Here is a 25,994-nt window from a genome sequence, read left to right on the forward strand (position 1 = left end):
GCTCGTGGCGCCGTTCACGGACGCCATTCCGCCGCGAGGCTCGCCTCGCTTTTTTGGGCCTCTTTCGCCTCGTCGATGACCGCGAGCAGGGCGCGCAAAGTCTCGCGCATATTCGCGCCCGTCGCCGCTGACAGACGCAAGGGCGTGCGCTTGGCGGCGCGTTTCAGACGCAGGACTTGCGCCTTGAGCGTCTCGGGATCTACGCTATCGATCTTGGACAGAGCCACGATCTCCGGCTTGTCCGCGAGGCCCGCGCCATAGGATTCGAGCTCGCGGCGCACGGTTTTATAGGCCTTGCCGGCATGTTCGGTTCCGGCGTCGACGAGATGCAGGAGCACGCGGCACCGTTCGACATGGCCGAGAAACCGATCGCCGAGGCCGTGGCCTTCATGCGCGCCTTCGATGAGGCCAGGAATGTCGGCAAGGACGAATTCGCGGCCGTCGCAGGCGACCACGCCGAGTTGGGGATGCAAGGTGGTGAACGGATAGTCGGCGACCTTCGGCCGCGCGGCGCTGACCGTCGCCAGGAAAGTCGATTTGCCGGCGTTTGGGAGGCCGACGAGCCCGGCGTCGGCGATGAGCTTGAGCCGCAGCAGGATGGTGCGCTCCTCGCCCGGCTGGCCGGGATTGGCCCGGCGCGGCGCCTGGTTGGTCGAGGTCTTGAAATGGGTGTTGCCGAACCCGCCATTGCCGCCGCGGGCGAGTCGGATTCGCTGTCCGACAGTCGTCAGATCGGCGAGAAGAAGATCTCCCTCCTCGTCGAAGATCTGGGTCCCGGCCGGAACCTTTAGGACGGCGTCGGCGCCTTTGCCGCCGGCGCGGTTCTTCCCCATGCCATGGCCGCCGGTGCGGGCCTTGAAATGTTGCTGGTAGCGATAGTCGATCAGCGTGTTCAGGCCCTCGACGCATTCGACGATGACGTCGCCGCCGCGGCCGCCGTCGCCGCCGTCGGGGCCGCCGAATTCGATGAATTTCTCGCGCCGAAAGGACAAGCATCCGGCCCCGCCGTCGCCGGAGCGGATATAGACCCTGGCCTGATCAAGAAATTTCATGGCGCTTCTTCACGTTTTGGGCAGCGGTCGAGTTCAAGCTTCGGGGCGCCGCTGTGGCCCGGCTGCAGCGATCAGCTTTTCGGTCTCACGAATCTGTTGAACCATCGGCCGTTTCGGGCGGCTCCAAACCCGTCCGTCCCAGGCCTCGCCGCTCGAATGGGCCGAAATTTCGGCCGGAGCCTTCGCTCGGGCCTCGGCGAAAGCCTTGCGATCGAGTTGGAAACGATCGCAAGGGTGCAGGCCGCCGCGAGCCGGAAGCAGGTCGAAGCCCGTATCGACATAGGCAAATCCGCATTTTTCGAGGACCCGGCGCGAGGCCGGATTGATCGTCCGCGAATTGGCCCTGACGCGCTCCGCGTTGGTGAGGCTGAAAACCGCCTCGACGAGCGCCTGCACCGCTTCGGTGGCGTAGCCCTTGCCGCGCGCATGCGGCGCGACAACATAGCCGAGCTCGACCTCCTGATTTTCGGCCAAGGTCGCGCTCGCGACGCCGATCGCGGGTCGGAGGCCGCCTTTTTGAACCATGATCAGGACGAGCGCTTTTCCGTTCGCATTGTCGCTGCGCGCCTTCAAGATGAACCGCTCCGCCTCTCCCGGCGGATAAGGGTGCGGCAGGGCGGCGGTCATCCGCGCGGTTTCCGCGAGGCTGGCGAATTCGGCGATGGCCTCCGCGTCGCTGGCGCGCGGCCACCGCAGCCAAAGCCGCTTGGTCTCGAGACGGAAGATATCGTCAGACGTCAAATCCGGAAACATGCTTGGCTCCAGTCGGGGATCCTGTTCGAATCCTACGCCAAGAAAAGAGCGGCGGTATGGCTAGCCCACCTCCCTTGCGAACCCTCGCGAGTCTACCGGACTTTTTCCCTTGTATTTTAGGAGCAATTCCTGTCGGAAAAGCCAGTCCGCCGGGTCCGTAGGATCAGGCGGAGGGCAATTTCGAGCGCTCTGCCTTTATTCCGCTGCCTCAGCTTGCGGCGCGGGAATGACCGAGACGTAAGCTCGCCCGTTCCCCTTGGTCTTAAATTCTACCTTGCCTTCGATCAAAGCAAATAACGTGTGATCGGTCCCGATCCCGACATTCGCGCCGGGATGCCATTTGGTCCCGCGCTGGCGCACAATAATATTGCCGCCGATGACCGATTCGCCGCCGAATTTCTTGACGCCGAGCCGCCGGCCGTCGGAGTCGCGACCATTGCGGGACGAACCGCCTGCCTTTTTATGCGCCATAGGACTGGCTCCAAATTGTTCAAAGTGAAACGCGCTTGCGCGTTGAATAATCGCCTGAGGCGAGATCTGGGCAAGTTGCGGGCCGAGGCGCGCCGCTCCTGGCGGCCCCTCTTCCGCGCGGGCCGGTCAGCCTCAGCCGACGAGGACCTCGGTGATCTTGACCAGAGTCAAATCCTGCCGATGACCCCGCTTACGCTTCGAGTTTTGCCGCCGGCGCTTCTTGAAGGAAATCGCCTTCGGACCGCGCGTCTGCCTGACGATCTCGCCGGCGACTCGGGCGCCCTCGACGAAAGGCGCGCCGAAAGACGGCTCGCCGTCTCCCGCGAGCATCAGCACCTTGTCGAAGGTGACCTTATCGCCTGGCTCGCCTTCGAGCGTCATCACGGTTATCGTGTCCTCGGCGGCGACGCTATATTGCTTGCCGCCGGTCTTGATGACTGCGAACATTGTAATCCCTTAGGCTCCCAGGGGCTTCGTCGACGGCGCGGCGAAGTCCATAGGCGGCCCCTCAAAGCCGAGCTTGCGTTTATGCAAGCTCGCGCAACCAAAATTCCCACCCGCGATTCGGAATGCCGATGATCGAGAGGGCGCGATCCGCGCGGCGCAAACGAAAAGACGCGGCCATGACGCCGCGTCGAGTAGTTAAGTTCGTATGAAATCCATCGCTCTTTGTCAACCGATCCGCGCGCCGTTGCGGTCGGAGGAGTCGAGGCGACGCGCCATGCGCCGCAATTGAGCCATTTTCAACGGGTCATTTCCTCGGCTAGTGGAGGATCTCAGGCTGCGCGCAAACCCACCCCTTGAAATGCTGTGCGCCGAGCCGGCTTGGACCGGCCGTCCGCTTTTTATGACATTTCATAGGATTTTTGAAATATTAAGCCATATGCGCAGAATTCATGAGATTGCATCGGGCGTCGGCGGCGGTGGGGGAACCGTCGTCGCTGCGCAGGCCATGCTCAAGCCCAGGCTTTCTGCGCGGAAGCTGGACGCGGCATGCGGGACTGAAAACACGCCATGACAATGGAATCGCACTGGCGTGATCGTGAGCACGGCATGGGACCGTGGTCCGCCCGATTCATGGGCGTCGTCGATCTTGGCCATGACCCCGGCATCGAGGCCGAGGGTGCGCTCCACGCGGCTTTTGAGGGACGACGGGTTTCTTTGCGCTGGTTCGTCGGCACGGTCTTGACCGGCTTGTCGGGCGCGGCGCTGATTGCCGCGGCGATCTACGCCGCCCTGGGAAGCCAGCCTTATTTCGCCGAGCCGCCAGTTCTATCCCAGCGCAAGGAAATCAATATTGATTTCGGCGTCAATCCGCGCAAGGCCGACAGGCTCGTCAAGGCGGTCGACATTGTGGCGGCGAAGCAGAGCTTTCGCGCCCCCACGGCGATCCGGCAGGGCGACAAGGAAGTCATGAAGGTTCATTCCTTCACCCGCGTCGAGACGACCTTGGTTTTGGCGAGCGTCGGCTTTGCCGAAGACGTCCCGCCCTATAATCCTTTGAAGGTGCTGGCCGACGCGCGCAACCCGATCGACGTCGCGCCGGAGCCGGTGCAGGACGACGCCGAGGTTTCATGGTCGACGCGCGATCTCGCCTCGGACAAGCCGTCGCCGCTCATCGCCCTGACGATCGACGAGGTGCGCGCTCAGGTCGCCGAGCAGATCAAGAACGCCTCGACCATCGGCGCAAAGCCGATCGCCCTGCCGCCGCAACTGCTCCTGATGCGGACGAGCCGGACGAATTTTCCGGGCGTTCTCGCCTACGCCAATCCGTCGGACCCGGTCGTGACGACCCCGTTCTCGTCGATCGAAGTTCGCATGGTCCCGGAGAATGTGACCAATGTCGAGCGTTCGGCGCAAGCGCCGCAACCGACCCAGATGGAAGAACGCCTCATCGTCATCCGTCACGGCGAGACGCTCGAGGAGGCGCTGGCCGCGGCGGGCGTCGCAAAGGATCGCATTGGGGCCGTCATAGCCGCCTTCGGCCTCAAGCGCGGCGAGGCGGCGGTGGCGGAAGGCCGTCGGGTCAAGCTGCTTTTCGCGGATCTCGACGGTTCTGGCTCCAAGATGACCCTGGCCCGCCTGTCGATCTATTCCGACGAGACGCTGGAGACCAATATCGCCATCAACGACCTCGGCGATTATGTGCGGGTGACGGCCCCGCAGCGTCCGGCTAAAAAGCCGGTTCCGAATGCGGACGACGATGACGACGGCGACGGCATGCGGCTCTATGATTCGCTCTATGAGACTGCGCTGAAGCAGGAGATTCCCCGCCCGATCATCGACGATCTCGTTCGCGTCTTCGCCAATGACGTCGATTTTCAGCGGCCGGTGACCGGCGGCGATTCCTTCGAAGCGTTCTATGACGAAAGCGAAGAGGGCGACGCACGCAACCAGCTTCTCTACGCCGCGATTACCGCGCGCAACGAGACCTATCGCTATTACCGTTTCCAGACGCCCGACGACGGCGTCGTGGATTATTACGACGCCAATGGCCGTTCGACGCGCAAATTCCTCGTGCGCACGCCGATCGTCTCGGCGCGCTTCACCTCTGGATTCGGCATGCGCTTCCATCCGATTCTTGGATATTCGCGGCCGCATACCGGGGTCGACTGGGCGGCGCCGATCGGCACGCCGATCTTCGCGGCGGGCAATGGCGTCATCACCAAGGCGGGCTGGGATTCCGGCTATGGCCGGCGGGTCGAGATCCAGCACGCGAACGGCTATATCACGACCTATAATCACATGTCCGGCTTCGCCCGCGGCGCGAGCGAAGGGGCGCATGTGCGGCAAGGGCAGGTCATCGGCTATCTAGGCCAGACCGGCCTCGCCACCGGCCCGCATCTCCATTATGAAATCATGGTCAACGGGCATTTCGTCGACCCGATGCGGGTCAAGCTGGCCCGGACGCGCGAGTTCGACGGCCGCATGCTCGGCAATTTCAAGCGCGAGCGCGACCGCATCGACGGCTTGCTCGCCAAGGCGCCGTCCGCCGCCGACCGTGTTGTCGCCGACCGGCAGGCCAGTGATCGACAGGTCAAGTGAACGATAGGCCAAGCGACTGGCGGGCTGCTCGCCGCCAGTCGCCAAGGGACTCGCTCAGCTAAGACGCCGAATGCGAGCGAGTCAACGCAGGTCCGAGACGATGGTGGAATTGTCGGAGCCGAGCAATTGCATCCGCACGAGAAGTTCGCCTTCATACCAGACGTCGCGGTCGAAGACGCCGGGGGTCTTGTCGGAAATTCGATAATGATGCGTCTGCCGCTTGACGCCGCGAACGAGCATCGGCTCCTCGCCGAGGTCCTTGACCTTGATCGATAGGCGCTTGCCGCTGTCCGGCTGAAACAGGTCGGTGCGGGAGACTACATCCTTGTTCCACAGGCTCGCCGGCGCGATCCCCTTGGCGACTTCGCCTTTCTTGCCGTCGATCGTCATGATCAACTTGTCCGGCGCCGCCGCCGGCGCGACCTCGATCACATGCTTGGTTCCATTGTCGTCGGTCTGCGACTTGTAGCCGACGAGCTGGCCGCCTTTCCAAGTCTCGGTCGCGGCATGCTCATAGCGATAGGCCTCGATGAACATCACTTTGACCGAGATGCTGGTTCCGACCTTCACTGTCGTCACGTCGCCCTGATGCGCGACGTCGATCGTCGTCGTTCCGATCTTGCCGCCCTCGCGATCGATTTCAAAGATTTCGTGAAGCTTGCTCGGCGCCGCCGGCGTATCGACAAGCTTGTTTGGAGCTTGAGGAACATCGATTCGCGGCAGCGCCTCTGTCTTGGCCGGCGTATTGACGCGCGGGGCCTGTTCGGCGCGCAAGGCGGCAGGCGCAAATCCAGCCGCCGCCAAGCTCGCGAGAGCTGTGCATGACAAAGTAATGACTTGGAAGCGAAATTTCATTTTTGTCACCGTAAGTGCCCCGAGAATTCAATTCGCGTGGAAACGCGCCCGATTCGCGCATTTTCGAGTCACGACGACCAGAGATTAAATCAATCCAAGGTCATGAATATGTTCGACGTCCAGAGCATAGCGCGAGCTGCGGGCGAAAGGCCTGTTTTCACTCGTCCTCGTTTTGCGCCAGATCGACGAGTTGGAGCGTGTTCCCATGAGACATTGGATATATCCGATGTCTCAATATCGAAAAAGCGGATCAACTTTTTCGGAACAGGCTCTTGCGGCCTGGCGGCGCGAATCTCCGCTCCCAAACCGCCTAGAGCTTATCCTATTTCAGGCAGTCGTGGACCCCGCCGCGCGCTGGACTTCACAACGGAGTGATCACATCGCCGACGTGAGAATAGGCGGCGGCGCCAGGCGCTCGCGGACGGCGGACGGCGAGAGTCCCTCCTGGCGCAGCGCCCGCAGCGATTTGGCTCTCAGACTTTTCGAGAGTTTTTGCCCGGCCGCATCACGCAGCAAGGCGTGATGATGATAGGAGGGCGGGGGAAGGTCGAGCAAAGCCTGCAGCAGCCGATGTAGGCTCGTCGCCGCGTAGAGATCCTCGCCGCGCACCACGTCGGTCACGCCTTGAAGCGCATCGTCCAGCACGACGGAGATATGATAGCTCGTCTGAATATCCTTGCGAGACAGGACCGCGTCGCCCCAAAGTCCGGGCTCGGCCGCGACGTCCCACCCTTCCGAGTTTGCGCCATATTCGCGCCAGCTCAGTCTCGCTCCGAACCTGGCAAGCGCCGCCTGCATGTCGATTCGCTGCGTTGCCGCCTGGCCGGCGGCCAATCGCCTACGCCTTTCTTCTGGAGGAATCAGCTTGCATGCGCCCGGATAGTGAGGCGTGCCGTCGGGATCGCGGGGCCAATTGGGCCTTGCCGCCGCAGCCGTCAAGATCTCGCCGCGCGTGCAGAAGCAGGGGTAGGTCAGGCCGAGCCGTTCGAGCCTTGCGAGGGCCGCAGCATAATCCGCGAAATGCTCGGATTGGCGGCGCACCGGCTCTTCCCAGGTCAGGCCAAGCCAGTCTAAATCCTCAAGAATGGCGCGCTCGAATTCGGGTCGGCAGCGCTCCACGTCGATGTCCTCGATGCGCAGCAGAAAACGGCCTCCGGCCGCGCGCGCCATGTCGAAATTCAGCAGAGCCGAATAGGCGTGGCCGAGATGAAGATGGCCGTTCGACGAAGGCGCGAAGCGGAAAACCTGGTTGCCGAGAGGCCGGGTCATGCTTGGGCTCTTTGAGCTAGCTTCGCGCCGCGATCGAACATAACCGCAGCGAAACAGTTTGCGATAGCAGAAATGGGCCTCATTTCCTCTTGGGGCAAATGAAATTGCAGTCAAATTCCGGCCAGACCCGAACGGGTGAGATCCGGGCTCAATTCATTGTGACGATTGGAGTTCGTCCAATTTGCCTCCACCAGCGCATTCGCTCGCGCGCCGGCGCGTGGCGAGGCCAGCCTCGCCTTCCTCGACGCCCGGGTCTAGGCTCGACGCATGAGCGAATCACTTTTGGCGCCTTCGCCTCGGGCCTTTCTCGGCGTCGAACGCTCGGCTCTCGGACGGCCCTGGCGAGATAGGCTCGACGCGGTGGGCCAGGCGAGGGCGCTGGCCATCGCCCAATTGCTCGGAGCCGACGATCTGCTCGCCCGCGTTCTCGCTGGACGCGGCGTCGGTCCTGAGGCGGCCGAGCAATTTCTCGATCCGACTTTGCGCAGCTTGCTGCCCGATCCGTCGTCCTTGCTCGATATGGAAGCGGCGGCGGCTCGGATCGCCGACGCCGTAGAGCGTGGCGATCGAATTGCGATTTTTGGCGACTATGACGTCGACGGCGCCGCCGCGTCGGCTCTCCTTGCCGATTATTTCGCAAAGGTCGGAGCGCCTTGCCTCATTCACATTCCTGACCGGATCTTCGAGGGCTATGGGCCCAATGTCGAGGCAGTGCGAAATCTCGCCGCGGGCGGCGCGAAGCTCCTGATCACCGTAGATTGCGGCACGACGAGCCATGGGCCCTTGGCCGAGGCTCGCCGGCTCGGCCTCGACCCGATCGTCCTCGACCATCACCAGGCGCCGGAAATCCTGCCCGAGGCGATCCTCGTCAATCCCAATCGGATGGACGATCTCTCCGGTCTTGGCCAGATGTGCGCCGCGGGCGTCGTCTTCATGACCCTCATCGCGGTCAACCGCGTCCTGCGCGCGCGCGGCTTCTTTGGATCCGAGCGAGGGCAGCCGGACCTGCTCGCGGGGCTCGATCTCGTGGCGTTGGCGACGATTGCGGACGTCGCGCCGCTGACCGGCCTCAACCGGGCCTTTGTCGCCAAGGGGCTTTCGCTCATGCGGGCGCGGGCGCGGCCGGGTCTGAAGGCCTTGTTCGACGTCGCCGGCGCCGACGGGCCGCCGCGGCCCTACCATCTCGGCTTTTTGATCGGGCCGCGCATCAATGCGGGCGGAAGAATCGGTGACGCCGCCCTCGGCGCGCGGCTGTTGAGCCTCGACGATCCGGTCGAGGCGCGGCGCATCGCGGAAGAGCTCGACCGGCTTAATCGCGAGCGCCAGGAGATGGAGCGCGCGACGCTCGCGGAGGCCGAAGGCGAGGCGCTGGCGAGCATAGGCCTCGACGATCGCGGATCCGTGATCGTCGCCGCGGCCGAGGGATGGCATCCGGGCATTGTCGGCCTCGTGGCGTCCCGCCTCAAGGAGAAGTTCCGGCGGCCGGCTTTCGCCGTCGCCCTCGGCGCCGATGGAATGGGGACGGGGTCCGGTCGCTCCATCGCAGGGGTCGATCTCGGACGCGTCGTGCGCGCTGGGGTCGAGGCCGGGATCCTTGTCAAGGGCGGGGGGCACGCCATGGCGGCCGGCGTCACGGTCGCGCGCGATCGGCTCGACGATTTCCGGCGGTTTCTGGAAGAAAGGCTCGCCTCGGAGGTCGAGGCGCGCCGCGCCGGAGAGGCTTTGCTGATCGATGCGGCGCTGACGGCCGCCGCAGCCCGCCCGGAGCTCATGGCGGCCTTGGAGCGCGCTGGTCCCTTTGGCGCGGGCAATGCGGAGCCTGTCTTCGCCTTGCCGGCGCATCGGCTCGTCGATGTTGCGGATGTCGGCACCGGCCATGTGCGCTTCAGGGCGCAGTCTGGCGATGGCGCAAGGATCGACGGGATCGCCTTCCGCGTCGCCGGCGAGCCGCTGGGGCGGGCGCTTCACGCCGGCCGCGGCGCGCTGATCCATCTCGCCGGAACGCTCGCGCTCGATCATTGGGGCGGACGGGATCGCGTTCAGCTCCGATTGCTCGATGTCGCGCCCGCCGGCGGCGCGCGGAGGGCGTAGCGTTTCCCGCGCCCCACGGCGTCCGACCGCATAGGAGCGTTTTGGCTCGGAACAGCAACTTGCCAGCCTCGTCGCCGCCCTTTATATGTCCGCCGGCTGAGGTCTTCTCGCCGCCCGCGAGCCAGCTCTCGCGAGTTCCGCGCCCATCGTCTAGCGGTCTAGGACGTCGCCCTTTCACGGCGAAAACAGGGGTTCGATTCCCCTTGGGCGCGCCAATTACGAACAAAACTGCGAACACCTGAATGCATAGCCTGGTCGGCGAGGACGGCGCTCTCCAGGACCGTCTTCGAGCCATGGATGCGGATGACGCGATCATCGACCTCCACAGCCTCGATCAGCGATCGCAAATAGGCTTTGCGGAAGGGGATTTCTCCAGTCGTTATGTTCTCGCGCATGAGCGAGCCGAACCGGGCGATCTTGTCTGCATCCAATCGAACCGCCGGTCCGTGGCTCTTGATCCGGTCGAGGGCTGATGCGGCCTTGTCACGGTCAGTCTTGAACTTAGCGATTTGCTCCTTCAACAGCTCGTCGAAGTCGGTCATTCCCTCGGCGACGAGCTTATAAAGCCGACGAAGTTTGTCCTCGGCAGTGCCGACTTCACGTCGAAGAGCTTCGATTCGCGCCTGAACCTCGGCATCCGTCTTGAGGCGCCGGTCCGCGACGGATTGGAGAAGGGCTTCCAATCGATCTGGAACGAGGATGCGGTCAGCGACATGCTCGGTCACGAGCCGGTCGAGCTTGTCCATCGGGATCGAGCGGCCCTTGCAGGCGGTCTCCCCGATGCGCATGGCGGAGGAGCATGTGTAATACCGATAGATATTACCGCTCTTCGACGTTCCTGTGCGGAGCGTCATCGCGCCGCCGCAGGAAGCGCAATGGGCAAGCCCCGTGAGGAGGATTGGCCCGGTGACGGCACGTGGCGGATTAACGTGCGGGTTCTTGGCCTGGAGTGTCCTTTGCACCTTGTCGAATGTCTTCCGATCAATGATCGCCGGAACGCTAATGGGGATGATCTCGTTCTGCGGCTTTGCCTGCCGCGTCTTTGAATTGCGCTTGTTGAAGCTCCAGGCGCCGACATAGACCGGGTTCGTCAAAATGCCGTGGACTGGACCAATGCCGAAACGGCCGCCAAGGCGGGTCCGATAGCCCTTGGCATTGAGGTGCTTTGTTACCTCCTTAACGCCCATAGGACCGCTTTGTCCGTCACCGTGGGCATAGAGCTCGAACATGAGTCGGACAATCTCGGCTTCGACGGGATCGATGATGATTCTCTTCTTGGTGCGATGGCCGCGTTTCTCGACCTCTTCGAGGGTAAAGCCGAGCGGCAGGCGGGAGCCATTATAGAAGCCCTGGCGGGCATTCTCCTTCATGGCGCGGAGGACATGCTTGGCGTTTTCCCGCGATTGGTACTCGTCGAAGAGTGCAATGACTTGCCGCATCATGACTTGGGAAGGATCATCTCCGAGTTCCTGGGTGATGGAGATAAGCCGCACGCCGTGCTTGGCGAGCTTGCGGATGTACATCTCAAGGCCAAAGGCATCCCGAAAGAAGCGGCTGAAACTATGGACGACGATGACGTCGAAGGGACGATCGTCATCGCAGGCACGCTCGATCATCCGCTGGAATTCAGGCCGACTATCGTCCATCGCTGACGCGCCAGGCTCGACATATTCGCCGGCAACGGACCAGCCTTGGCGCTCGCAATAGGCAGCGGTTTGGAGGCGCTGATCGGGGATCGAGAGATCGACCTCGGCCTGCCGGGTCGTTGAAACGCGGAGATAGAGGGCGGCTCGGCTAGCAATGGGCAGAGTGACGTTCATCGCCGGGGACCTCTCTTAAGTTCGGCATCGGGATCACATGGACCGACACTGCGTCGTCACTTTAGAAGGTCGTTGAGGACCTTCCGCAAGAAAGCCTCTATCACTTCGACTTCATCAGAGGTGATAGGAACGATCTCCGGCCAATCGTCGATGACGCCCCAGGCCTCCGAATCATGCCCTTGCATGTCATCCGGTGCAAGCAGTTCTGGGGACCTCCCAGATGGTTGCGGACAATAATTTGATTCTTCCGGCCGCGACGTGGCGAAAGCCTCGGCAGGCGACATCGCCTCTTCGCGAGACTTTAAGCTTTTCGTCTCTTTTGGATGAAAGGCGCGCGGTCGGAGCATGTCCGCAGGATCGCGCCAATCTCTCTCAACACGAATAGCCCAATTTTACGCCACAGTACGATGCCGCAAAGGAACGTAATAGGTCGCCGAGAAGCGTAAAAATACTTGCCTTGTGCAGGCGGGGAAAGATGCGGCGTTATCTGGAGCAGATTAACCGATGTCTATTTAACGTTCGAGCACGCAACTGTCATCCTGCACAATGACGACTGGACGCGGCCCGCGTAGTTTTTGCCCCCGGCGGACCGCCCGAACCCGCAGCGCCTCATTCATCAGAGCCCGCTTCGAATCGATCGTCGGCGGAAGCGCCAAAACTCACCTAGAGACTGTCGAGTTCGGAGAAAAGATGCAAGGTAACGCGGGATTCCATTCGTTTCCATGCAAACTTCATTGGTACCGGATTTTTAAATACGAGATGTCCCTCAATTTGTGGTGTGTTACTAAAGCCAAGATATTTCGCAACTTCCAACGGATGCGCCGAAATGATCTCTATGCGCCGCAAATGGCGTAACAAGTGATCTGGCTTGCTATCGGAGCCCAATTCTCCTCGAAAATCGCCGAGTTGTTCTGCGATTTCGCCATCCGTTTTGCGATGCTGGACGTCCTTGCATTCGATTAGGAGGACTCGGTTTGTATCGTCGCGCCATGCCAGAACATCGACATCCCCGTAATCCTGTTCAAATCCTTTCTGCAAAAGCTTGGTGACGCGTACCTCCGGTTCTGCCTTCCAGCCGAGGTCTTTCAGCCGTTCCGCGACGGCTATGCTGAACTCGCGACCCATGCGCTTTCGTGATTCACCTGCCCAACGTTTCATCTTTGGCTTCAATTGTCGTAGCGGATAATCGCCGCGATGATAATTCCCGATCATATAAACTACCGCATCGCGTACGATGCCCGGCGCTACAATGATCGCAGGATCTTGTTCTTCATCAAGTTCGATCAGTGGCATTCGCAAGACCGAAAGTCGTCGTCGGAACCGCCATGGAAATCGATCTCGTTCCTCATATCCGTCGGGAACGCTGCGCCACTGCGGTCGACCTTTGAACGTCAGGGCATCAATAAGTGTGGCTGCAGCGTCCGGCTCGATCAAATGTTCTTGTTCTATCGCGTCAAGCAGCTCGCCTTTTTTTAGCGTAAAAATAGCTCGGCGGCGTTTTATGCCAATGTTTTCCACCGCGTCGACAAATGTTCTTATAGCGTGAAAACTGGCTCCGAACTGTTCCTCCAGTGCTTCGTTGAATTCGATTCCAAAGGCATTCGCATCAGTGCTTTTAATTTCCGGCTCGTCCAAATTTTTGGCGTAGTTCTTGATGTTATCCGCTACTGTCAAATCGATTCCAAGCCGGCCGTACGGACTTATGATTTCGTTATGAAACGCCACGTTGGCGTGAATGTCGCCCAAAGGCGTGATACGAAGCCGGGGCTCCATAGCATCCCAATGAATGGCGTCAGACCAACCTCCAAAAGCGGGAATCAACAAGACTTTGGCCATCAAGCGCGACACATCCCGTCGACCTGGCTCCTGACCCCCCGTCATAGGGCACTCACAAATTGCGAATTCAACGAGGAGTCGAGAAGCCTGAAATACCGCATTAAGCTCGGCTTCATGCTCCGCAATGGTTTGAAGAGCTGCTTCTCTGTCGCTGTGAAGGGCAAGGACGGCACCGGCAGTACGTCGCCAATTGTCACGTTCGTTGACAGCACTTTCATGATTCATTAGCGCGAACATGATGACAGATCGTCGGTCAAGTTGCCGTAGATCCTCACATAGTTCATTTTCCAGCATTTGGACTATGTCGCTCAGATAAGCGGTGCAGTTCGCCTTGCCGCGAATATCCCCACCGAGCTTGCGATCACGCACACACCATCCCAAACCAAGTTTGATAAGCGCTGCATCGTCGGCGTCCACCGTGACCGGAGAGATCCACACGGAATCACGTACGAAATCCCTGAATCGTCGAGCCATAAATGCATGGCTCTGACGGGCGCTGGTATTCGGTGCGATTCTTTGAACAACCGCCTCTTGCTCAGTTTTCGACAAGGTGCGGCCTGCAAGCTGTGCAAATCCTTCAATGCTGCGCGTGATCAGCGCCCGTTCCGCGATGTTCTCCGGATGACGAATTGCGTCCTCAAAAGCCGGCCCAATAACCAAATCGAGGATCGAGCTGCCAGAATGCGCTTCCACGCTTATGGCGGCTATGGCTTCGTCAAATGCCATGAATTCATTTTTACCCTCGGCTTTTCGATCTCCCATCTTGCCTTCAAATGTTACGCGCCAAAGTAACGGCTCTAAAGGAAGCTCTGGTAAGACATCTTCCAAAATAGGAACCATCCTGCACAGCCAAGTCTTCAGCATTTGCGCGCGTTCAAAAGCCCAATATCCCGCAATTTCCGGAGCCGTATGGAGTTCAACCCACCAAGGCCGCGTTGAAGATTCATAGACGCAACTCGGCCACTGTTCTCCGATACAGTCTTCCTCAGCCACATAGAAGGGCGTATTGCGGTCTTCTTCGAAGAGCGATTTTCCTTCTTTTTGAACCTTGACCCACGAGCCTTCGATGTCCCGGATACTGTGAACGTCCGACTGTAGAGCAGCTTCGTGCCGCACACTCCTCAAGGCGTTCTGCTCAATCATAATGAAGGTAGAGCGGTCATCCTCGCCATCTGCGAAATCCTCGGGTAAATCTCCATGTGGAACGAGATGACCACCAAGTGATCTGGCCCAACCGATCAGATTCAGAAGGCCGTTGACGTTTTGTAACGTCACACCGAGCTGTTCGAGACGAGCTTGCGCCTCAAGAAGGCGCCAAAGGGATATGGCTGTGAAATCGCGAAGCGAACTAAGCGTCAGCAAATCGGACGCGCTGATGAATTCGAGCTGCCAATTCCTGCGTTCTTTTTCGGATGTGAAATCAATTATGGCCCTGCCAATTCCGCATCCCACTAGCACAGTGAGACACTCTCGGAAGCCCGGCATTTTGTGCGCGCCTACATAGGCGTTGTCTATGCAGACATCGACTTGCTCGGCTAGCTTGACATTATTCTTTGCCGGATAGGCGCCGAGCAATCCGTTATTTTCGAAATCTTCCAGAGTGTCGACGAAGAAAACTAAATTGATATAAAGGCCGTGGTCTGCTTGCATCATGACGCTGGCAAGAAATCCGCTATCTGTTCTTTGAAATTCGACAGGAGCTCCAGAAGGCAAGCCGAGCAGCGACGTATTAGAGAAAAGGTTTGCGTAGGCGATAGCCATCGCCCCCGCGAACATTTCTCGAAGGTTGTACGCCTCCATCTCTTCAACGACGTAGCGGCGAATAGCAGCGCTCACCGCCGTCGGAAGCATCAGAAACACGTCTCCATTACGGTATGCGACCGGGTTTCTTTCTAAACTGGAATGACCGATCTCTTCTTCGGCGAGATCGAAGCGCGTCGACGGGTTAAACCCAAACTCACTCAAGAGGCTTAGTGATAAACCTAACGCTTTTAAATCTGCTTCGCTAAATTTGACGGCTCGACGTAACGAACTCAAAGCGCTTAGAGTCTTCCGGCTCAGCGTGTCTTGAGGTATTTGATTTCCGAGTTCGTAACGTCGGAGTTTGGTGCGTTCGCATACGATATCGGAGAGCGATAGCAGCGCATATACGGTGTTTCGTATCTGATCAAAGTGGCCGTCTGCGGGTAACAGCTCAAGCGCATCTACGGTGCGTTGAAGATAAAATCCGGCAGACTCCCAAACTCCCTCAATAATTCGAAAATTGCCACGTGGGGTGCTGATCAACGAAACAAATACATCCTCTGCGGGGTCTTCATGGCGTCCAGTCGTACCTTTCCCCAATTCGGTAAAAAGGGATGAAACAATTTTGTCGGTCGGCTTTCGGCTGCCGCGGCCCAAGGCAAGGGAAATATACACAAGAGCTTCAAGGCGGATGCAATTGCTCTGCAATTCCGGGACCGTCAACAGTCCTGAGAAGGCTGTAGCCAGGCGCAATGGGTCGTATTCATTTAGCGTTGAAAAGAGTTGCTGATGCTCATTTATGATCGCCTTCAGCGGCACCTTGCCAAACCCCAATGATGGGAGAATTGAAAAAATATCTTCGGGATTAAATGCTGAGTCATTCATTGCCATCTCCGTTAGAAAGGGAGCATCCGCTCCCAATTCGCCTTAACCTGCATGGCAGGCCACGGCCGGACCGGCGACCGGCGGTCAAGGCCGTGAGCCATCGGGGGCGCGAAGCGCCCGCCTTGACGGCCGGGAGAAGGTCCGGCTCACTGCCCCAGCAGGTACAACGGCTCAGCAGATGCTGGACATGGAGTTGTAATGCGCTCAATTGGTTACAGGCTAAGGGGGAGGCGGAAGCGCCGCCAGCAGATCAAGCTTTTTCCAACGAGAATACTGTTCTAGCATTTCATCAGCCCTTGCCAAAACGGGCACTCCGTTAGGATGGCTTTTTGCCCAACCCACAACGTGATCCCAAATTCGGCCTGTATGACCAAGGCAATCTGACAACATCAATTGGGCGACTGCTTTGTCGTCATTGAGCAGGGCCCAAGAGCCAGGCACTGGGTGACCACCTAACTCGCAGTGATACCCGTAATCTACGCTGCGGAAATGGTCACCTGCAGCCGCTCGGATTTTCGCTGGAGCAAAAAAGTTTCTTCGTTCGTCACGCGAACTGCGAAGCCAACGCGCTGCTTCCTCGTCTTTAGCTTCGAACGCCCATGCCAGATATTCTACCTCGACCAACTGACGGATAAGAGCAGAGCCAGCGTAGTGGCGACCATCTGTAATAAGATCGGCACTTGCGGAAGTAAGTTGGCTACCAATTTTCAATAGCATGGAAACGGCGACAGTAGCATCGTTGCCGTGCCCGAAAGGCGATAGGCTGTCACGTCGGTCTGTTCCAATGAGGTGCCCGACTACATGAAGTTCTGTTCCGACTTTTTGGAATACGGTCGAGGTAAAATGCGCAAGACCAATGCGTATTTCGACCAGATCAGCTCTTAGAGCTGCTTTTCGGATATCTTCCTTGTTCATTAGATTTCCAGGTGATGAACGAACTAGCACGATAGACAGATTGCTCCATTCACAATAAACCTGCAAAACGTTGAAATCGGCCTTTGCGGAAGCATCCGAAAATCCGGACTGATTAAGTCCGCAACAGAGGTTTTCGCCAACGATCCTCTTTTACAGCCCCTAACCGAAGCGTTCTTTTTCTCTCGAGGCTCCATTCGATGCCGACGTCGTCGCCGCGGACTTCCGAGATAGCCTAGAGCGTCTCAGGCTGCTCCGGTGCTGTCGGTGGCTTGGTGCGCTGGGGACAGGCCACGATGCCCACTCATCATCATCCACGTCGCCATCGGTCATCTAAGCTCCCCTCTCGGACGCCATGCCACGGGATCGGCGATCCAGCGATTGATGTCGGATTCCCTCCAGCCAGCGCCGTTGACGCTGATCCTAATCTGGGGCGGGAACGTGCCCTCGGCGATCTTGCGGTAGATGGTGGACCGGGACAGGCCGGTCCGGGCGAGAACGGTTTTCAGACGGATGATACGGTCGGGTTCGGGCATGGCTGCGCTGCTTCCCGCTGGTTGTTTCTGACGGCTTCTGGGACAGACAGACCAAGTGCTTTTGGACGCGCAAGAGGGTTTTTCGCATCGTCGTAGCGGGGCGTAGAGGCGGCGAAAAATAGGCGGGGTCAAAGTCCAAGGCCCCGACCTCTGCCGAGACCGAGGCCGTAATGGAAGTCGAGTTCGAGGCCAAGACGCCGCTCCAATTCCATCTGGAGACCAAGCTCTCTCTTGCGATTGGCGAGGAGCGATTCCATCTGCGGATCGCGTTCGAGGCTCTTCGCCATGTCGCCCATGGCTGATCGTGTCACTCTGTAGCTGGACATGTCACCCGCCTCATACTGGCGCTGGCTGGCCTGATTGAGCTTCTGCCAGCGTTCCACAAAGCGGTCGGCGCGCTTGGCAGGGTCGATGCGGAGTTCGGTTTCAAGCTGGAGCGCGCGAATGGCGCGGTTGGGGCTGGCCGTGGCCGCCTCATGGACAAGGTTCGGGTCTTTGACATAGGCCGCCTCTGCATCGCGCCAGCCGTAGGGGCGTACCGCCTCGAAGGCTTCCCGCGCGTCGTTCAGTTCGCGCATCTGCTCGGGGCTGCCCTTACCATCTGCATCTCCGGTGGCGAGAATCGCATCCACGGCACGGGCATGGCGGATGAGCGCCCTTGTGCGGGCATTGCGCAGGGCCTCCGCTGTGTCCCTGGCAACCTCTCTCGCAGGCGACGCAGATTCGTGCCGCGTGCCCATTCCGGCGCTTTCCCTTTCCGGTTGCTGCACCGCCTCCGGGGCGTATGCGGCGTCTCCGCGGTCGCGCAACCCGTCGAGCAGACCCTCGATCCGGTCGCGCACCTTCTCCGGCACGATCCTGCGCACGATCTCGGCGACCCGCGCGCGGAAGGTGATCCCGCGCCGCTCGGCATAGGTCTGCGCCGGGTCAAGCTGTTCATAATCCGAGGCCATGTCCTTGGCGCGTTGTCGCGACAGGGTCTTCACCAGTCTGTCCGGACCGGCGAAGTCGTCACGCCCATAATGCAGCTCCATGCCGTCGCGATGCCGCGACAGGGCGACATAGCTGCCATGGGCGTCCAGGCCTGGCGTCACTAGCAAATGGGCGCGGTCGACGGTCATGCCCTGCGCTTTGTGGATGGTCGCCGCATAGCCATGGTCGATGCGGTCGTAATCCTTGAGGTCGAAGGGGATGGCGCGTCCGTCATCGGTCCGCACGGACATGGATCGTGCGGTAACCTGCTCGATCGTTCCGAGCGTGCCGTTCTTGACTCCAAGACCGCGCTCATTCTGAAGGAACATGATGCGGTCGCCGCTGGCGAAGTTGCGCGTGCCGCGTTCGACCGTGAGACGCACGTCATGGCCCAAATCGCCGGCGGCCCGCATCCGTTCACGTGCGGCTTCGTTGAGGGCATGAACCTCGGCATTGGTGTGGGTCAGGATGATGCGGCTCTTGTCTGCCGCCGCCTGCCGGTCGCGGTCCCAGCGCTCGATCAGATTGTTCCGCGCGTCCTTCCGTGTCTGGGCGGCATGGACCATGCCGCGACTGTCATAGGCATGGATCGCATCGCTGGTTCGGCCCGTCGCCAGATCGCGCGTGGCGTCGCGCTGCCAGTCTTCCCGCTGACGTCGCACTTCGCCGATCTCGGCGCCACCATGACGCTCGTAGATCGAGCGGAAGGCCGCTCCTGCCTCGATGGATTGCAATTGTTGCGGATCGCCGACAAGCACCACCTTGGCCCCGGCATCTGCAGCGTGAGACAGCACGCGCTCCAATTGCCGCGTGCCGACCATGCCCGCCTCGTCGATCACCAGAACATTGCGCGCCGAGAGCCCGTCGCGGCCCTGTCCCCAGCCATGTTCCAGGCTGGCAATGGTTCGCGACGCGATGCCGGATCCGCTTTCGAGATTTTCAGCGGCGATACCGGAGAGGGCGACGCCGCGGACCTCGTAGCCCGCCGCTTCCCAGGCTTCGCGCGCCACGCCCAGCATCGCGCTCTTCCCCGTTCCGGCATGGCCGACCACCAGGCCCAGATCGCGTCCGTCCGTGATATGCGCCAGTGCGTCGGCCTGCTCAGCTGAAAGGACAAGACCGCGCGCCTCGGCTTGGGCTAGGGCCGCCAGCCTGTCGGCGTGCTCCACCTCATGGCGTTCCCGCTCGGCCATGAGTTCGGCGGCGCGGTGCAGGCGCTGTTCAGCCTCAATCATCGCGCCGGTTGTGAACCGATCCTCGCTCTGTCCGTCCTTGCCCAGCTCAACCAGATCGGGTGCGCCCCGCATCGCGCCCATCACGGCATTGAACTGCTCGACGCCATCGCTGTGCCGGTTTGCGAACTTCGCCATGTCGCGGCGCGTGAAGGTGGATTGCTGATGCGTGATGGCATCCAATGCGATGGAAGGATCGGCGATGATCCTCTCGCCATTGCCGCGCGCGATCTCGCGGTGCATTTTCGCGCGTTCGGCTTCAAGCCCCTGATTGTCGATGCCACGATCTTCTATACGCTTTGCGTACGCGCCGATCTGGCTTTGCGGCTCCAGCGCGATGCCCTGCGCCTCAAAGCTGCGATGATCGATCTGCGCATCTATGTCGAGGGCTGCCAGGCGTTCATTGGCAAGCTCCGCCCAGCGCTCCCGCCAGCGCTCGACCATCTCGGTGCGGTTCCACTCCCGCACCTTGGGGCCGAAGCCCTTCTCGTCCCCGTTTACCTCTACTTGGCGCATGGTCAGCATGACATGGGCATGAGGCTTCGGCATGCCGTCTTCGCCGATGTCCCAATGCACATTGAGATCGGCGATCATGCCCCGGTCCACGAATTCGGACTGCACGAAGTCGCGGGCGAGTTCGATGCCTTGGCGCTCGCTCATCTCGCGCGGAATGGCGAATTCGACCTCGCGGGCAAGCTGCGCGTCTTTCCTGACCTCGACGGCTTCGACATCGTTCCAGAGCCGTTCGCGATCGCTCCACGCCTCGGGTGCATTCTCCGGCAGCATGATCTCGGAATGGACGACGCCGCGCTTGGCCGAGAAGTCGTGACTGCGCTCGATCCGCTCGTCGCGCAGCCGCGAGGCCGAGCGGTAGGCGGCGGATGCTACGGCGCTGGAGCCGGACTTGCGGCCAATGACCTTGACGTGAAGATGATAGATCGCCATCGCGACCAGATCATTGCCACGGCAAAAGCTACGTCGGAACGACGTATAAGCGCGCCCTCGAAATGAATTTCTCGGGACTGCTCCCGCCGTTCCAGCCCGTCCCGGCAACCTTACAGCATTCAGGCCAGCGCTCAACTATCATCCTTGCATCGACACAACTTGCGGAAAGATATGACCATGGTTCGCAAACCGCGGGACTTCGATGCCGAACTGAAGGCGCTCGAAGATAAGACACGAGACCTCAGAAAGAGTAAGGTGCAACACCTGGGCGAACTGGTGATCGCAACAGGCGCCGACGCCCTCAGTGCCGAGGAACTGGCCGGCGCATTGATCGGGCTGACTGAGACTGCGGATACAGCGAAGAAGGAGGCTTGGGCGAAACGCGGGGCCGTATTCTTTCAGGGCCGGTCGCGGCGAACTGCATCGGCGTCTGACCGCAACACGAGCTACGCTCCTGCACAATCGGTCAGCGCGCAACCGTCATCTGGCGGTACGGGCGCGACGTGACATGCGCACCTGGCAGGTCGAACGCCGCAAGCGCACGCGGCATCTGATCGAACTCGGCGGCCTCGTCGTCAAGGCGGGAATCGTGGACCTCACCGGCGATGACCGAGCCATGATCTACGGCGCGCTGCTCTGGATAGCTGACAAGCTCAAAAGCGATCAGGCTGAACATGCGCGGGAATTATGGACAAAGAAAGGGAAGCAAGCGTTCGAAAATGAGCGAACCATCAATAGTGCCTAACGCCAGGGCCCGCTCAACGTGTACCGCGGTTATTGAAAGCAGACGCGCACCAACCCAGGGCCGCTTGACACCGGGCCATTCAGCAAACATTGCAGGCGAACTTCTGGCCTCCGTCTCTCTGCGTCGAAGGGCGCTGAATCAGTCGATCGCGTCTTCAATTCATTTGGTCAGCGCTAGGACGGTACATGGCAACGGATTGTGCGTTTAAGGAATGCAGCGAGCTGCCAAAGCTCAGTCCGGCTCGGGGGTGGTGGAGAGGTCCGGATGCCGTGCTGTCATAGGCTTTGTCGGCGAGCAGCTTGCGGGCTGGCTTGGCCTGATGGATCAGGGGTTCAGCAGGCGGACAATCATGTGCCTCTGCGTTGCTCGGACGGATACACCGCTCCCTCATATGATTCCGCACCGGGCTGGGGCCGCGGCATAGGCCGGCTCGCCGAGCGGCTGATCAAATGGCGCCCAGCGAAAGACGATCGTCTGGGGAGCTGCGGCCCCAAAGGAGTCGAGCGCCCGGCGCCCTACTAAAACTGGTGCCGGAGGGGATTCGACGGTCCGGGAAAGTGCGCTGTTTAGAGAGGATTTGCATTAGGGCATAGTGGACGTCACTATCGGAGAAATGCGGACAGGCAGGTCCAAGCCTTGCGGCCTTTGCCAAACGTGGCCCTGGCGGTGTTTGGTTTTGCGGCGTACGTGAGTTAACGGGCCTCTGGTTTAAACAAATGGATTAAGCAGCAAGGCTCGCGAATGATTCGGCGATTCCACAAGCGTGTTTCCTGCTGGTCTACGCAGGGAAATGGGCACCGTGAGCAAAGCGAATATAGGCCGGCGGGGCACTAATGACTGCGACTTACCAAACTCTCTTATCTGACTCATATTTACGTGCGGTTTTTGACAAGGAGTTTCAGGCGTTTCAGGGAAGCGCGGCTGAAAAAGCACTCATTGACAGGTTGAACAAATGGTCAAAGAAGGCCTTTCAAAAAGAGACCTCTTCGGAAGCGGCTTTCATTAGCGTGTTTTTTGAGGACACCTGGGGCTATTCGCCCAGCGGGAAAACCCACGCCGCAGATGGTTTCACTTGCTATCCGAGATTTCCGGTTGCGGGAGCTGGCGCAGGCGGAGCGATCGGCCAAGCCGACGCAGCCCTTGGCGTTTTTGGTAGTGACGATGTTCCGCCCACGCCGCAGGTCATGTGCGAATTCAAAGACGTTCGCTCCAATCTGGACGGCCCGCAGAAGCGAAAGGGTAACAATCGCTCCCCGGTGAAGCAGTGCGCCGACTATCTGCGCGAGGCAATGAAGCCCTTCTTTGGCAACGAAGCGATCCAACCCACATGGGGCATCGTAACTGACATGAACGAGTTTCGCCTTTATTGGCGAAACACGATGCCAAGCCAATATCAACGTTTCATTCTCACTAAGAAGACAACCGACGAAGGAATTTCGCTGCTGGCTGAAGGTGAAGCCCCTAGCTTTCAGCGCTTTCTGTTCATCAAACTTCTGCACGCAGACAGTCTTCTGACAAAAGGTGGGCCATCAAGCCTTCTGAAACTGCTCAAATTTCAGAGACGTAGAGAGAAGGAGATCGAGACATCGTTTTATTTGGAATACCGGGCCTATCGAGAGCGCCTGGTCGATTTGTTGATTAAGTACAATCCAAAGTTTTCTGGCACAAAGGGCCGATTGGTTCGTCTCGCTCAAAAATTCATAGATCGCTGTATTTTTGTTATGTTTTGTGAGGATATGGGCGAGCAATTGAGTTTTCCGCCTAACGCTTTGAGTGATTACCTAAGCGAATTAAGTAAGAGCAGCACCTTTGAACCCGACGAGCAGGATGCGTGGAACAAACTCAAGGAATTGTTCCATGCCATGGATGCGGGTAAAAGGTTTCGGTCACGAGCGATCAATCGCTTCAACGGTGGTTTGTTCGCGACTGATCCTGAGTTAGACAACCTCATTATTCCAAATGAAGTTTTTTGCGCCAAGCTTCAAGGGGAGAGCGAGACCCTTCTCAAGGCTCATCCCCTGACATTATTGTATTTCGCGGGAACTTACAATTTTGGCACAGCGGGCAAAGAGGGGCAGGCCATTACGCTCTACACTCTTGGCCGGATCTTTGAGCAATCGATAACCGAATTAGAGGTGCTCGAGGCAGAAAAGGAAGGGCGTGAATCTCTCACGAAAGTCACTAAACGTAAGCGTGATGGGGTTTATTACACCCCCGAATGGGTGGTCGAGCGAGTTGTTGCAGAAACTCTCGGACCCCGACTTGATGAAATCCGAGCGGAGGTTGGGTGGAGTTTTGAGATTGAAAGCGATGAAATCGCAATTGCAAAGCAGACTGCGAAATCTCCATCCGAACGCAGCGAGGTCTTTAAGAGGCACGTCCAGGGTGTCCGACTCTTTCTTGAGCGTTTGGATTCCTTCACCGTTCTCGATCCGGCTTGCGGGTCTGGGGCATTTCTGATCCATACGCTCGAATATCTTTTGCGGGAGCGGCGCCGGGCACAGCGCGAGCTGGCGCTAGTGACGGGTGGAAAGCGAGAAGAACTATTTGAGTTCAAAGCCGATGATGAAATCCGTCAAATTCTTTCAAAAAATATCTTTGGCGTAGATATAAACGCTGCATCTGTCGAGATTGCTCGGCTTGCATTGTGGCTTCACACGGCTAAATCGGACCAGCCTCTTTCTAATTTGGATACCAATATTGTGGAAGGAAACTCCCTCGTTGGAACCGAAGTTTATGAATTCAAGAAAGATCTTCTTTCGGCAACTGAAGCAAAAAAAGAAGCGATAAATCCATTCGACTACGAAAAGCGTTTCCGAAGCATTTTTAAGTCAAACAGGCCGGGGGGACCGGGTTTCGATTGTGTCGTTGGCAATCCACCATATGTGAAGCTTCAAAACTTCAAAAAGGTTTATCCCGAGACTGCGGACTTCCTTCGCAACGCCCGAGGCCATGGCGACGTACCCCGATATCAAAGCTGCCAGACTGGCAATTACGATCTCTACCTCCCGTTCATCGAACGTGGGCTAGAGCTTCTTAACTCGCGTGGTCGACTCGGCTTTATTGCACCTAGCCTCTGGCGTTATAACGAATATGGCGAGGGACTCCGAAAACTGCTCCACGCGGGGGGGCATCTGGACAGGTGGATCGATTTTGGGTCTTTCCAGGTCTTCGATGAAGCCATTATTTATACCGCTTTGCAATTCTATACCAAAAGTAAGAATCAGCGAGTGCGTTTCGCTCTTGCACCTACTGGAGAAATCAGCCGCATTCACGACTGGGACGACCCGAATTGGTTTGTCACGTATAAGGAGCTTCCCAAGGAAGACACCTGGATTTTGGTGTCCCGTCCTGAACGGGCCGTCATCGACAAACTCGGCAAATCGTGCCGTCGGCTCGACGAGATTTCCCAACAAATTTTTCAAGGGCTCATCACAAGCGCTGACCCCATCTATCACTTCGAGCGTGTAGGAAAGAATCGCTACCTATATCAGCCGCCTAAGTCAGAAGGCGCGAGGACAAAGCCTCCAGCGGAAGAAATCGAAATTGAGGATGCAATTATGCATCCCTTGGTCTCCGGCCGAGAAGCAAACAGATATCAAGTTCCTAAGACGACGACGTTTATTCTATTTCCATATAGCGTCAGTCCCGGTCAGACATCTTTGCTCTCGAAGGATGTCATGATTAGAAACTACCCGAAAGCGTGGAAACACCTTAAGGGGTTGGAAAAAAAGCTACGTGCCCGAGAAAGCAACGGCTTTGATGATGACACCTGGTGGCGCTTCGGACGCCACCAAGGCATCGATAAGCAGGAAGAACCAAAACTTATTGTTGCGCAGACTGTAAAGCGCCTTTCGGTTTGTCCCGATCACAAAGGAAAATTTTATCTGAACAACGTCCGCGTGAATGGAGTTTTGCTTAAGAGGCCTGCAGACTTTTGGTTTCTTCTCGGCATTTTGAATTCGGAAATTGCCAACTGGGTTTTCCAACGCATCGCCAAACCGAAAGAGGGCGGCTACTTCGAAGCCAACAAACAATTCATCGCTCCCCTTCCGATTCCCAAGGCGTCGACGGCCGAGGCCGAAAAGGTCACGCTACTCGCAGAGAAATTGACGAAGCTCCACACGGCGCGGCGGGACACTTTGGCGAATCTAGAACGCCGATTTGACGTTTGTGAAACACAGGAAAGGTCCGCAGAGTGGCTATGGCCTTCGGTTCGCAGCTTGGATGCTTGGAGAGCAAAAGCCCCGAGTGGGCTTTCCACTCGTCAGACGACTAGTTGGGCGAAGGAACAACAAGTGAAGCAAGTTGAAACCAAAATTGATGAGCTACAGGACCGTTTGCGCCCGGGCGCACGCTTGGAAGTAAAGTTGGTGAAAGGTGAGCTGCGAGTCCAGGACGACGAAACAATTGTGCTTGATGGGGTTTTCGTAGATGCCGACGAAGCCAGTCAGATTCTTATCGCTTGGCGAAATTACCTTAACCTCAATCCGCTGCCGGATAACCCTAGCGCGGCGGCATTAGCTACCAACCTGCGCTGTATAAGAATCACTGACAATGCCGCTTTAGCAAGGCAAATCGCCGACCTGGACTGTGAACTAACTAACATCGAAAAAGAGATTGTTTCTTCCGAGGCTAGCCTGAATAAGCTAGCTAATCGGCTCTATGGGCTGTCGGTGTCTGAAGTTTCGCTCGTTTATGACCAGGGGTCGGTCTGATATTTTAGTCTTTGCTGAAGAGGTTTAGGCTGCTCGTTAGGCGGCAGATTATTTTGATTTCCTAAGGCCGGACGAAGACAGTCAGGCCAGCGAAAACCGACTGTTAAAAATTGG

Annotated in this window: 16 protein-coding genes, 1 tRNA gene and 1 pseudogene; 7 read left to right on the forward strand and 11 right to left on the reverse strand. The window is 58.7% G+C overall.

Annotated elements, in window-relative coordinates; genetic code table 11:
* Positions 1 to 14 precede the first annotated feature (14 nt).
* From obgE to rplU, 4 genes are all read right to left on the reverse strand, one after another.
* On the reverse strand, positions 15 to 1,052 hold the full coding sequence (obgE, locus tag METAC_RS0117610) for a GTPase ObgE (protein ID WP_026608047.1): 1,038 nt from the start codon (positions 1,050 to 1,052) through the stop codon (positions 15 to 17).
* Positions 1,053 to 1,085: 33 nt separating this feature from the next.
* The gene (locus METAC_RS24330; RefSeq protein WP_084143759.1) at positions 1,086 to 1,805 is read right to left on the reverse strand and encodes a GNAT family N-acetyltransferase; all 720 of its coding nucleotides are present in this window, start codon (positions 1,803 to 1,805) and stop codon (positions 1,086 to 1,088) included.
* Between the two features lie 195 nt (positions 1,806 to 2,000).
* Complete coding sequence (gene rpmA / locus METAC_RS0117620) at positions 2,001 to 2,276, reverse strand: 50S ribosomal protein L27 (RefSeq protein ID WP_026608048.1); 276 nt, start codon at positions 2,274 to 2,276, stop codon at positions 2,001 to 2,003.
* A 132-nt stretch (positions 2,277 to 2,408) separates the two neighbouring features.
* Entirely contained in the window at positions 2,409 to 2,723 is a 315-nt protein-coding gene (gene rplU / locus METAC_RS0117625) for a 50S ribosomal protein L21 (RefSeq protein WP_026608049.1), read from the reverse strand.
* A gap of 573 nt (positions 2,724 to 3,296) precedes the next feature.
* Between rplU and METAC_RS0117640 the strand changes: the two genes are divergently transcribed.
* Complete coding sequence (locus METAC_RS0117640) at positions 3,297 to 5,321, forward strand: M23 family metallopeptidase (protein ID WP_425338937.1); 2,025 nt, start codon at positions 3,297 to 3,299, stop codon at positions 5,319 to 5,321.
* A gap of 81 nt (positions 5,322 to 5,402) precedes the next feature.
* Here METAC_RS0117640 and METAC_RS24335 read toward each other — a convergent pair whose 3' ends face one another.
* Together METAC_RS24335 and gluQRS are read right to left on the reverse strand one after the other, a co-directional pair.
* Positions 5,403 to 6,176, reverse strand: coding sequence for a DUF6134 family protein (locus tag METAC_RS24335; protein ID WP_051335662.1), 774 nt, complete (start codon positions 6,174 to 6,176; stop codon positions 5,403 to 5,405).
* 375 nt (positions 6,177 to 6,551) lie between these two features.
* Entirely contained in the window at positions 6,552 to 7,445 is an 894-nt protein-coding gene (gene gluQRS / locus METAC_RS0117650; RefSeq protein WP_026608052.1) for a tRNA glutamyl-Q(34) synthetase GluQRS, read from the reverse strand.
* A gap of 267 nt (positions 7,446 to 7,712) precedes the next feature.
* Between gluQRS and recJ the strand changes: the two genes are divergently transcribed.
* The 3 genes from recJ to METAC_RS27195 all read left to right on the forward strand — a co-directional run bounded on the left by recJ (position 7,713) and on the right by METAC_RS27195 (position 10,009).
* Positions 7,713 to 9,536, forward strand: a complete 1,824-nt coding sequence (gene recJ / locus METAC_RS0117660) for a single-stranded-DNA-specific exonuclease RecJ (RefSeq protein WP_026608053.1) — start codon at positions 7,713 to 7,715, stop codon at positions 9,534 to 9,536.
* A gap of 139 nt (positions 9,537 to 9,675) precedes the next feature.
* Positions 9,676 to 9,751 (forward strand) — tRNA-Glu (locus METAC_RS0117665).
* Between the two features lie 27 nt (positions 9,752 to 9,778).
* Positions 9,779 to 10,009 carry a hypothetical protein gene (locus METAC_RS27195; protein ID WP_026608054.1) on the forward strand — a complete coding sequence of 77 codons (231 nt, stop codon included), beginning with the start codon at positions 9,779 to 9,781 and terminating at the stop codon, positions 10,007 to 10,009.
* Positions 10,010 to 10,306: 297 nt separating this feature from the next.
* On the opposite strand, the pseudogene METAC_RS27200 reads toward METAC_RS27195, so the two are convergent.
* The 5 genes and pseudogenes from METAC_RS27200 to traA form a co-directional block, all read right to left on the reverse strand.
* Positions 10,307 to 11,356: pseudogene (locus METAC_RS27200) on the reverse strand (recombinase family protein); the annotation flags it as partial.
* A 663-nt stretch (positions 11,357 to 12,019) separates the two neighbouring features.
* On the reverse strand, positions 12,020 to 15,820 hold the full coding sequence (locus tag METAC_RS0117695; protein ID WP_156898265.1) for a hypothetical protein: 3,801 nt from the start codon (positions 15,818 to 15,820) through the stop codon (positions 12,020 to 12,022).
* A gap of 219 nt (positions 15,821 to 16,039) precedes the next feature.
* On the reverse strand, positions 16,040 to 16,735 hold the full coding sequence (locus tag METAC_RS26570; protein WP_156898266.1) for a hypothetical protein: 696 nt from the start codon (positions 16,733 to 16,735) through the stop codon (positions 16,040 to 16,042).
* Positions 16,736 to 17,061: 326 nt separating this feature from the next.
* Positions 17,062 to 17,268 carry a helix-turn-helix transcriptional regulator gene (locus METAC_RS25965; protein WP_084143762.1) on the reverse strand — a complete coding sequence of 69 codons (207 nt, stop codon included), beginning with the start codon at positions 17,266 to 17,268 and terminating at the stop codon, positions 17,062 to 17,064.
* Positions 17,269 to 17,396: 128 nt separating this feature from the next.
* Entirely contained in the window at positions 17,397 to 20,417 is a 3,021-nt protein-coding gene (gene traA / locus METAC_RS0117700; RefSeq protein WP_026608058.1) for a Ti-type conjugative transfer relaxase TraA, read from the reverse strand.
* A 177-nt stretch (positions 20,418 to 20,594) separates the two neighbouring features.
* Between traA and METAC_RS0117705 the strand changes: the two genes are divergently transcribed.
* The 3 genes from METAC_RS0117705 (at position 20,595) to METAC_RS0117720 (ending at position 25,880) form a co-directional block, all read left to right on the forward strand.
* Positions 20,595 to 20,924 (forward strand): conjugal transfer protein TraD, encoded by a 330-nt coding sequence (locus tag METAC_RS0117705; RefSeq protein ID WP_026608059.1) that lies wholly within the window; start codon positions 20,595 to 20,597, stop codon positions 20,922 to 20,924.
* Between the two features lies 1 nt (position 20,925).
* Entirely contained in the window at positions 20,926 to 21,162 is a 237-nt protein-coding gene (locus METAC_RS0117710; protein WP_026608060.1) for a conjugal transfer protein TraD, read from the forward strand.
* An 833-nt stretch (positions 21,163 to 21,995) separates the two neighbouring features.
* Entirely contained in the window at positions 21,996 to 25,880 is a 3,885-nt protein-coding gene (locus METAC_RS0117720) for an Eco57I restriction-modification methylase domain-containing protein (RefSeq protein WP_026608062.1), read from the forward strand.
* The last annotated feature ends 114 nt before the right edge of the window (positions 25,881 to 25,994 follow it).

This window comes from Methylocapsa acidiphila B2, from assembly GCF_000427445.1.
GTDB classification, from domain to species: Bacteria; Pseudomonadota; Alphaproteobacteria; order Rhizobiales; family Beijerinckiaceae; genus Methylocapsa; species Methylocapsa acidiphila.

Bases quoted from the DNA above. Each gene is read 5' to 3' on its own strand.
- obgE (WP_026608047.1), bottom strand. From the start codon at position 1,052: ATGAAATTTCTTGATCAGGCCAGGGTCTATATCCGCTCCGGCGACGGC.
- METAC_RS24330 (WP_084143759.1), bottom strand. From the start codon at position 1,805: ATGTTTCCGGATTTGACGTCTGACGATATCTTCCGTCTCGAGACCAAG.
- rpmA (WP_026608048.1), bottom strand. From the start codon at position 2,276: ATGGCGCATAAAAAGGCAGGCGGTTCGTCCCGCAATGGTCGCGACTCC.
- rplU (WP_026608049.1), bottom strand. From the start codon at position 2,723: ATGTTCGCAGTCATCAAGACCGGCGGCAAGCAATATAGCGTCGCCGCC.
- METAC_RS0117640 (WP_425338937.1), top strand. From the start codon at position 3,297: ATGGAATCGCACTGGCGTGATCGTGAGCACGGCATGGGACCGTGGTCC.
- METAC_RS24335 (WP_051335662.1), bottom strand. From the start codon at position 6,176: ATGAAATTTCGCTTCCAAGTCATTACTTTGTCATGCACAGCTCTCGCG.
- gluQRS (WP_026608052.1), bottom strand. From the start codon at position 7,445: ATGACCCGGCCTCTCGGCAACCAGGTTTTCCGCTTCGCGCCTTCGTCG.
- recJ (WP_026608053.1), top strand. From the start codon at position 7,713: ATGAGCGAATCACTTTTGGCGCCTTCGCCTCGGGCCTTTCTCGGCGTC.
- METAC_RS27195 (WP_026608054.1), top strand. From the start codon at position 9,779: ATGCATAGCCTGGTCGGCGAGGACGGCGCTCTCCAGGACCGTCTTCGA.
- METAC_RS0117695 (WP_156898265.1), bottom strand. From the start codon at position 15,820: ATGAATGACTCAGCATTTAATCCCGAAGATATTTTTTCAATTCTCCCA.
- METAC_RS26570 (WP_156898266.1), bottom strand. From the start codon at position 16,735: ATGAACAAGGAAGATATCCGAAAAGCAGCTCTAAGAGCTGATCTGGTC.
- METAC_RS25965 (WP_084143762.1), bottom strand. From the start codon at position 17,268: ATGCCCGAACCCGACCGTATCATCCGTCTGAAAACCGTTCTCGCCCGG.
- traA (WP_026608058.1), bottom strand. From the start codon at position 20,417: ATGGCGATCTATCATCTTCACGTCAAGGTCATTGGCCGCAAGTCCGGC.
- METAC_RS0117705 (WP_026608059.1), top strand. From the start codon at position 20,595: ATGGTTCGCAAACCGCGGGACTTCGATGCCGAACTGAAGGCGCTCGAA.
- METAC_RS0117710 (WP_026608060.1), top strand. From the start codon at position 20,926: ATGCGCACCTGGCAGGTCGAACGCCGCAAGCGCACGCGGCATCTGATC.
- METAC_RS0117720 (WP_026608062.1), top strand. From the start codon at position 21,996: ATGACTGCGACTTACCAAACTCTCTTATCTGACTCATATTTACGTGCG.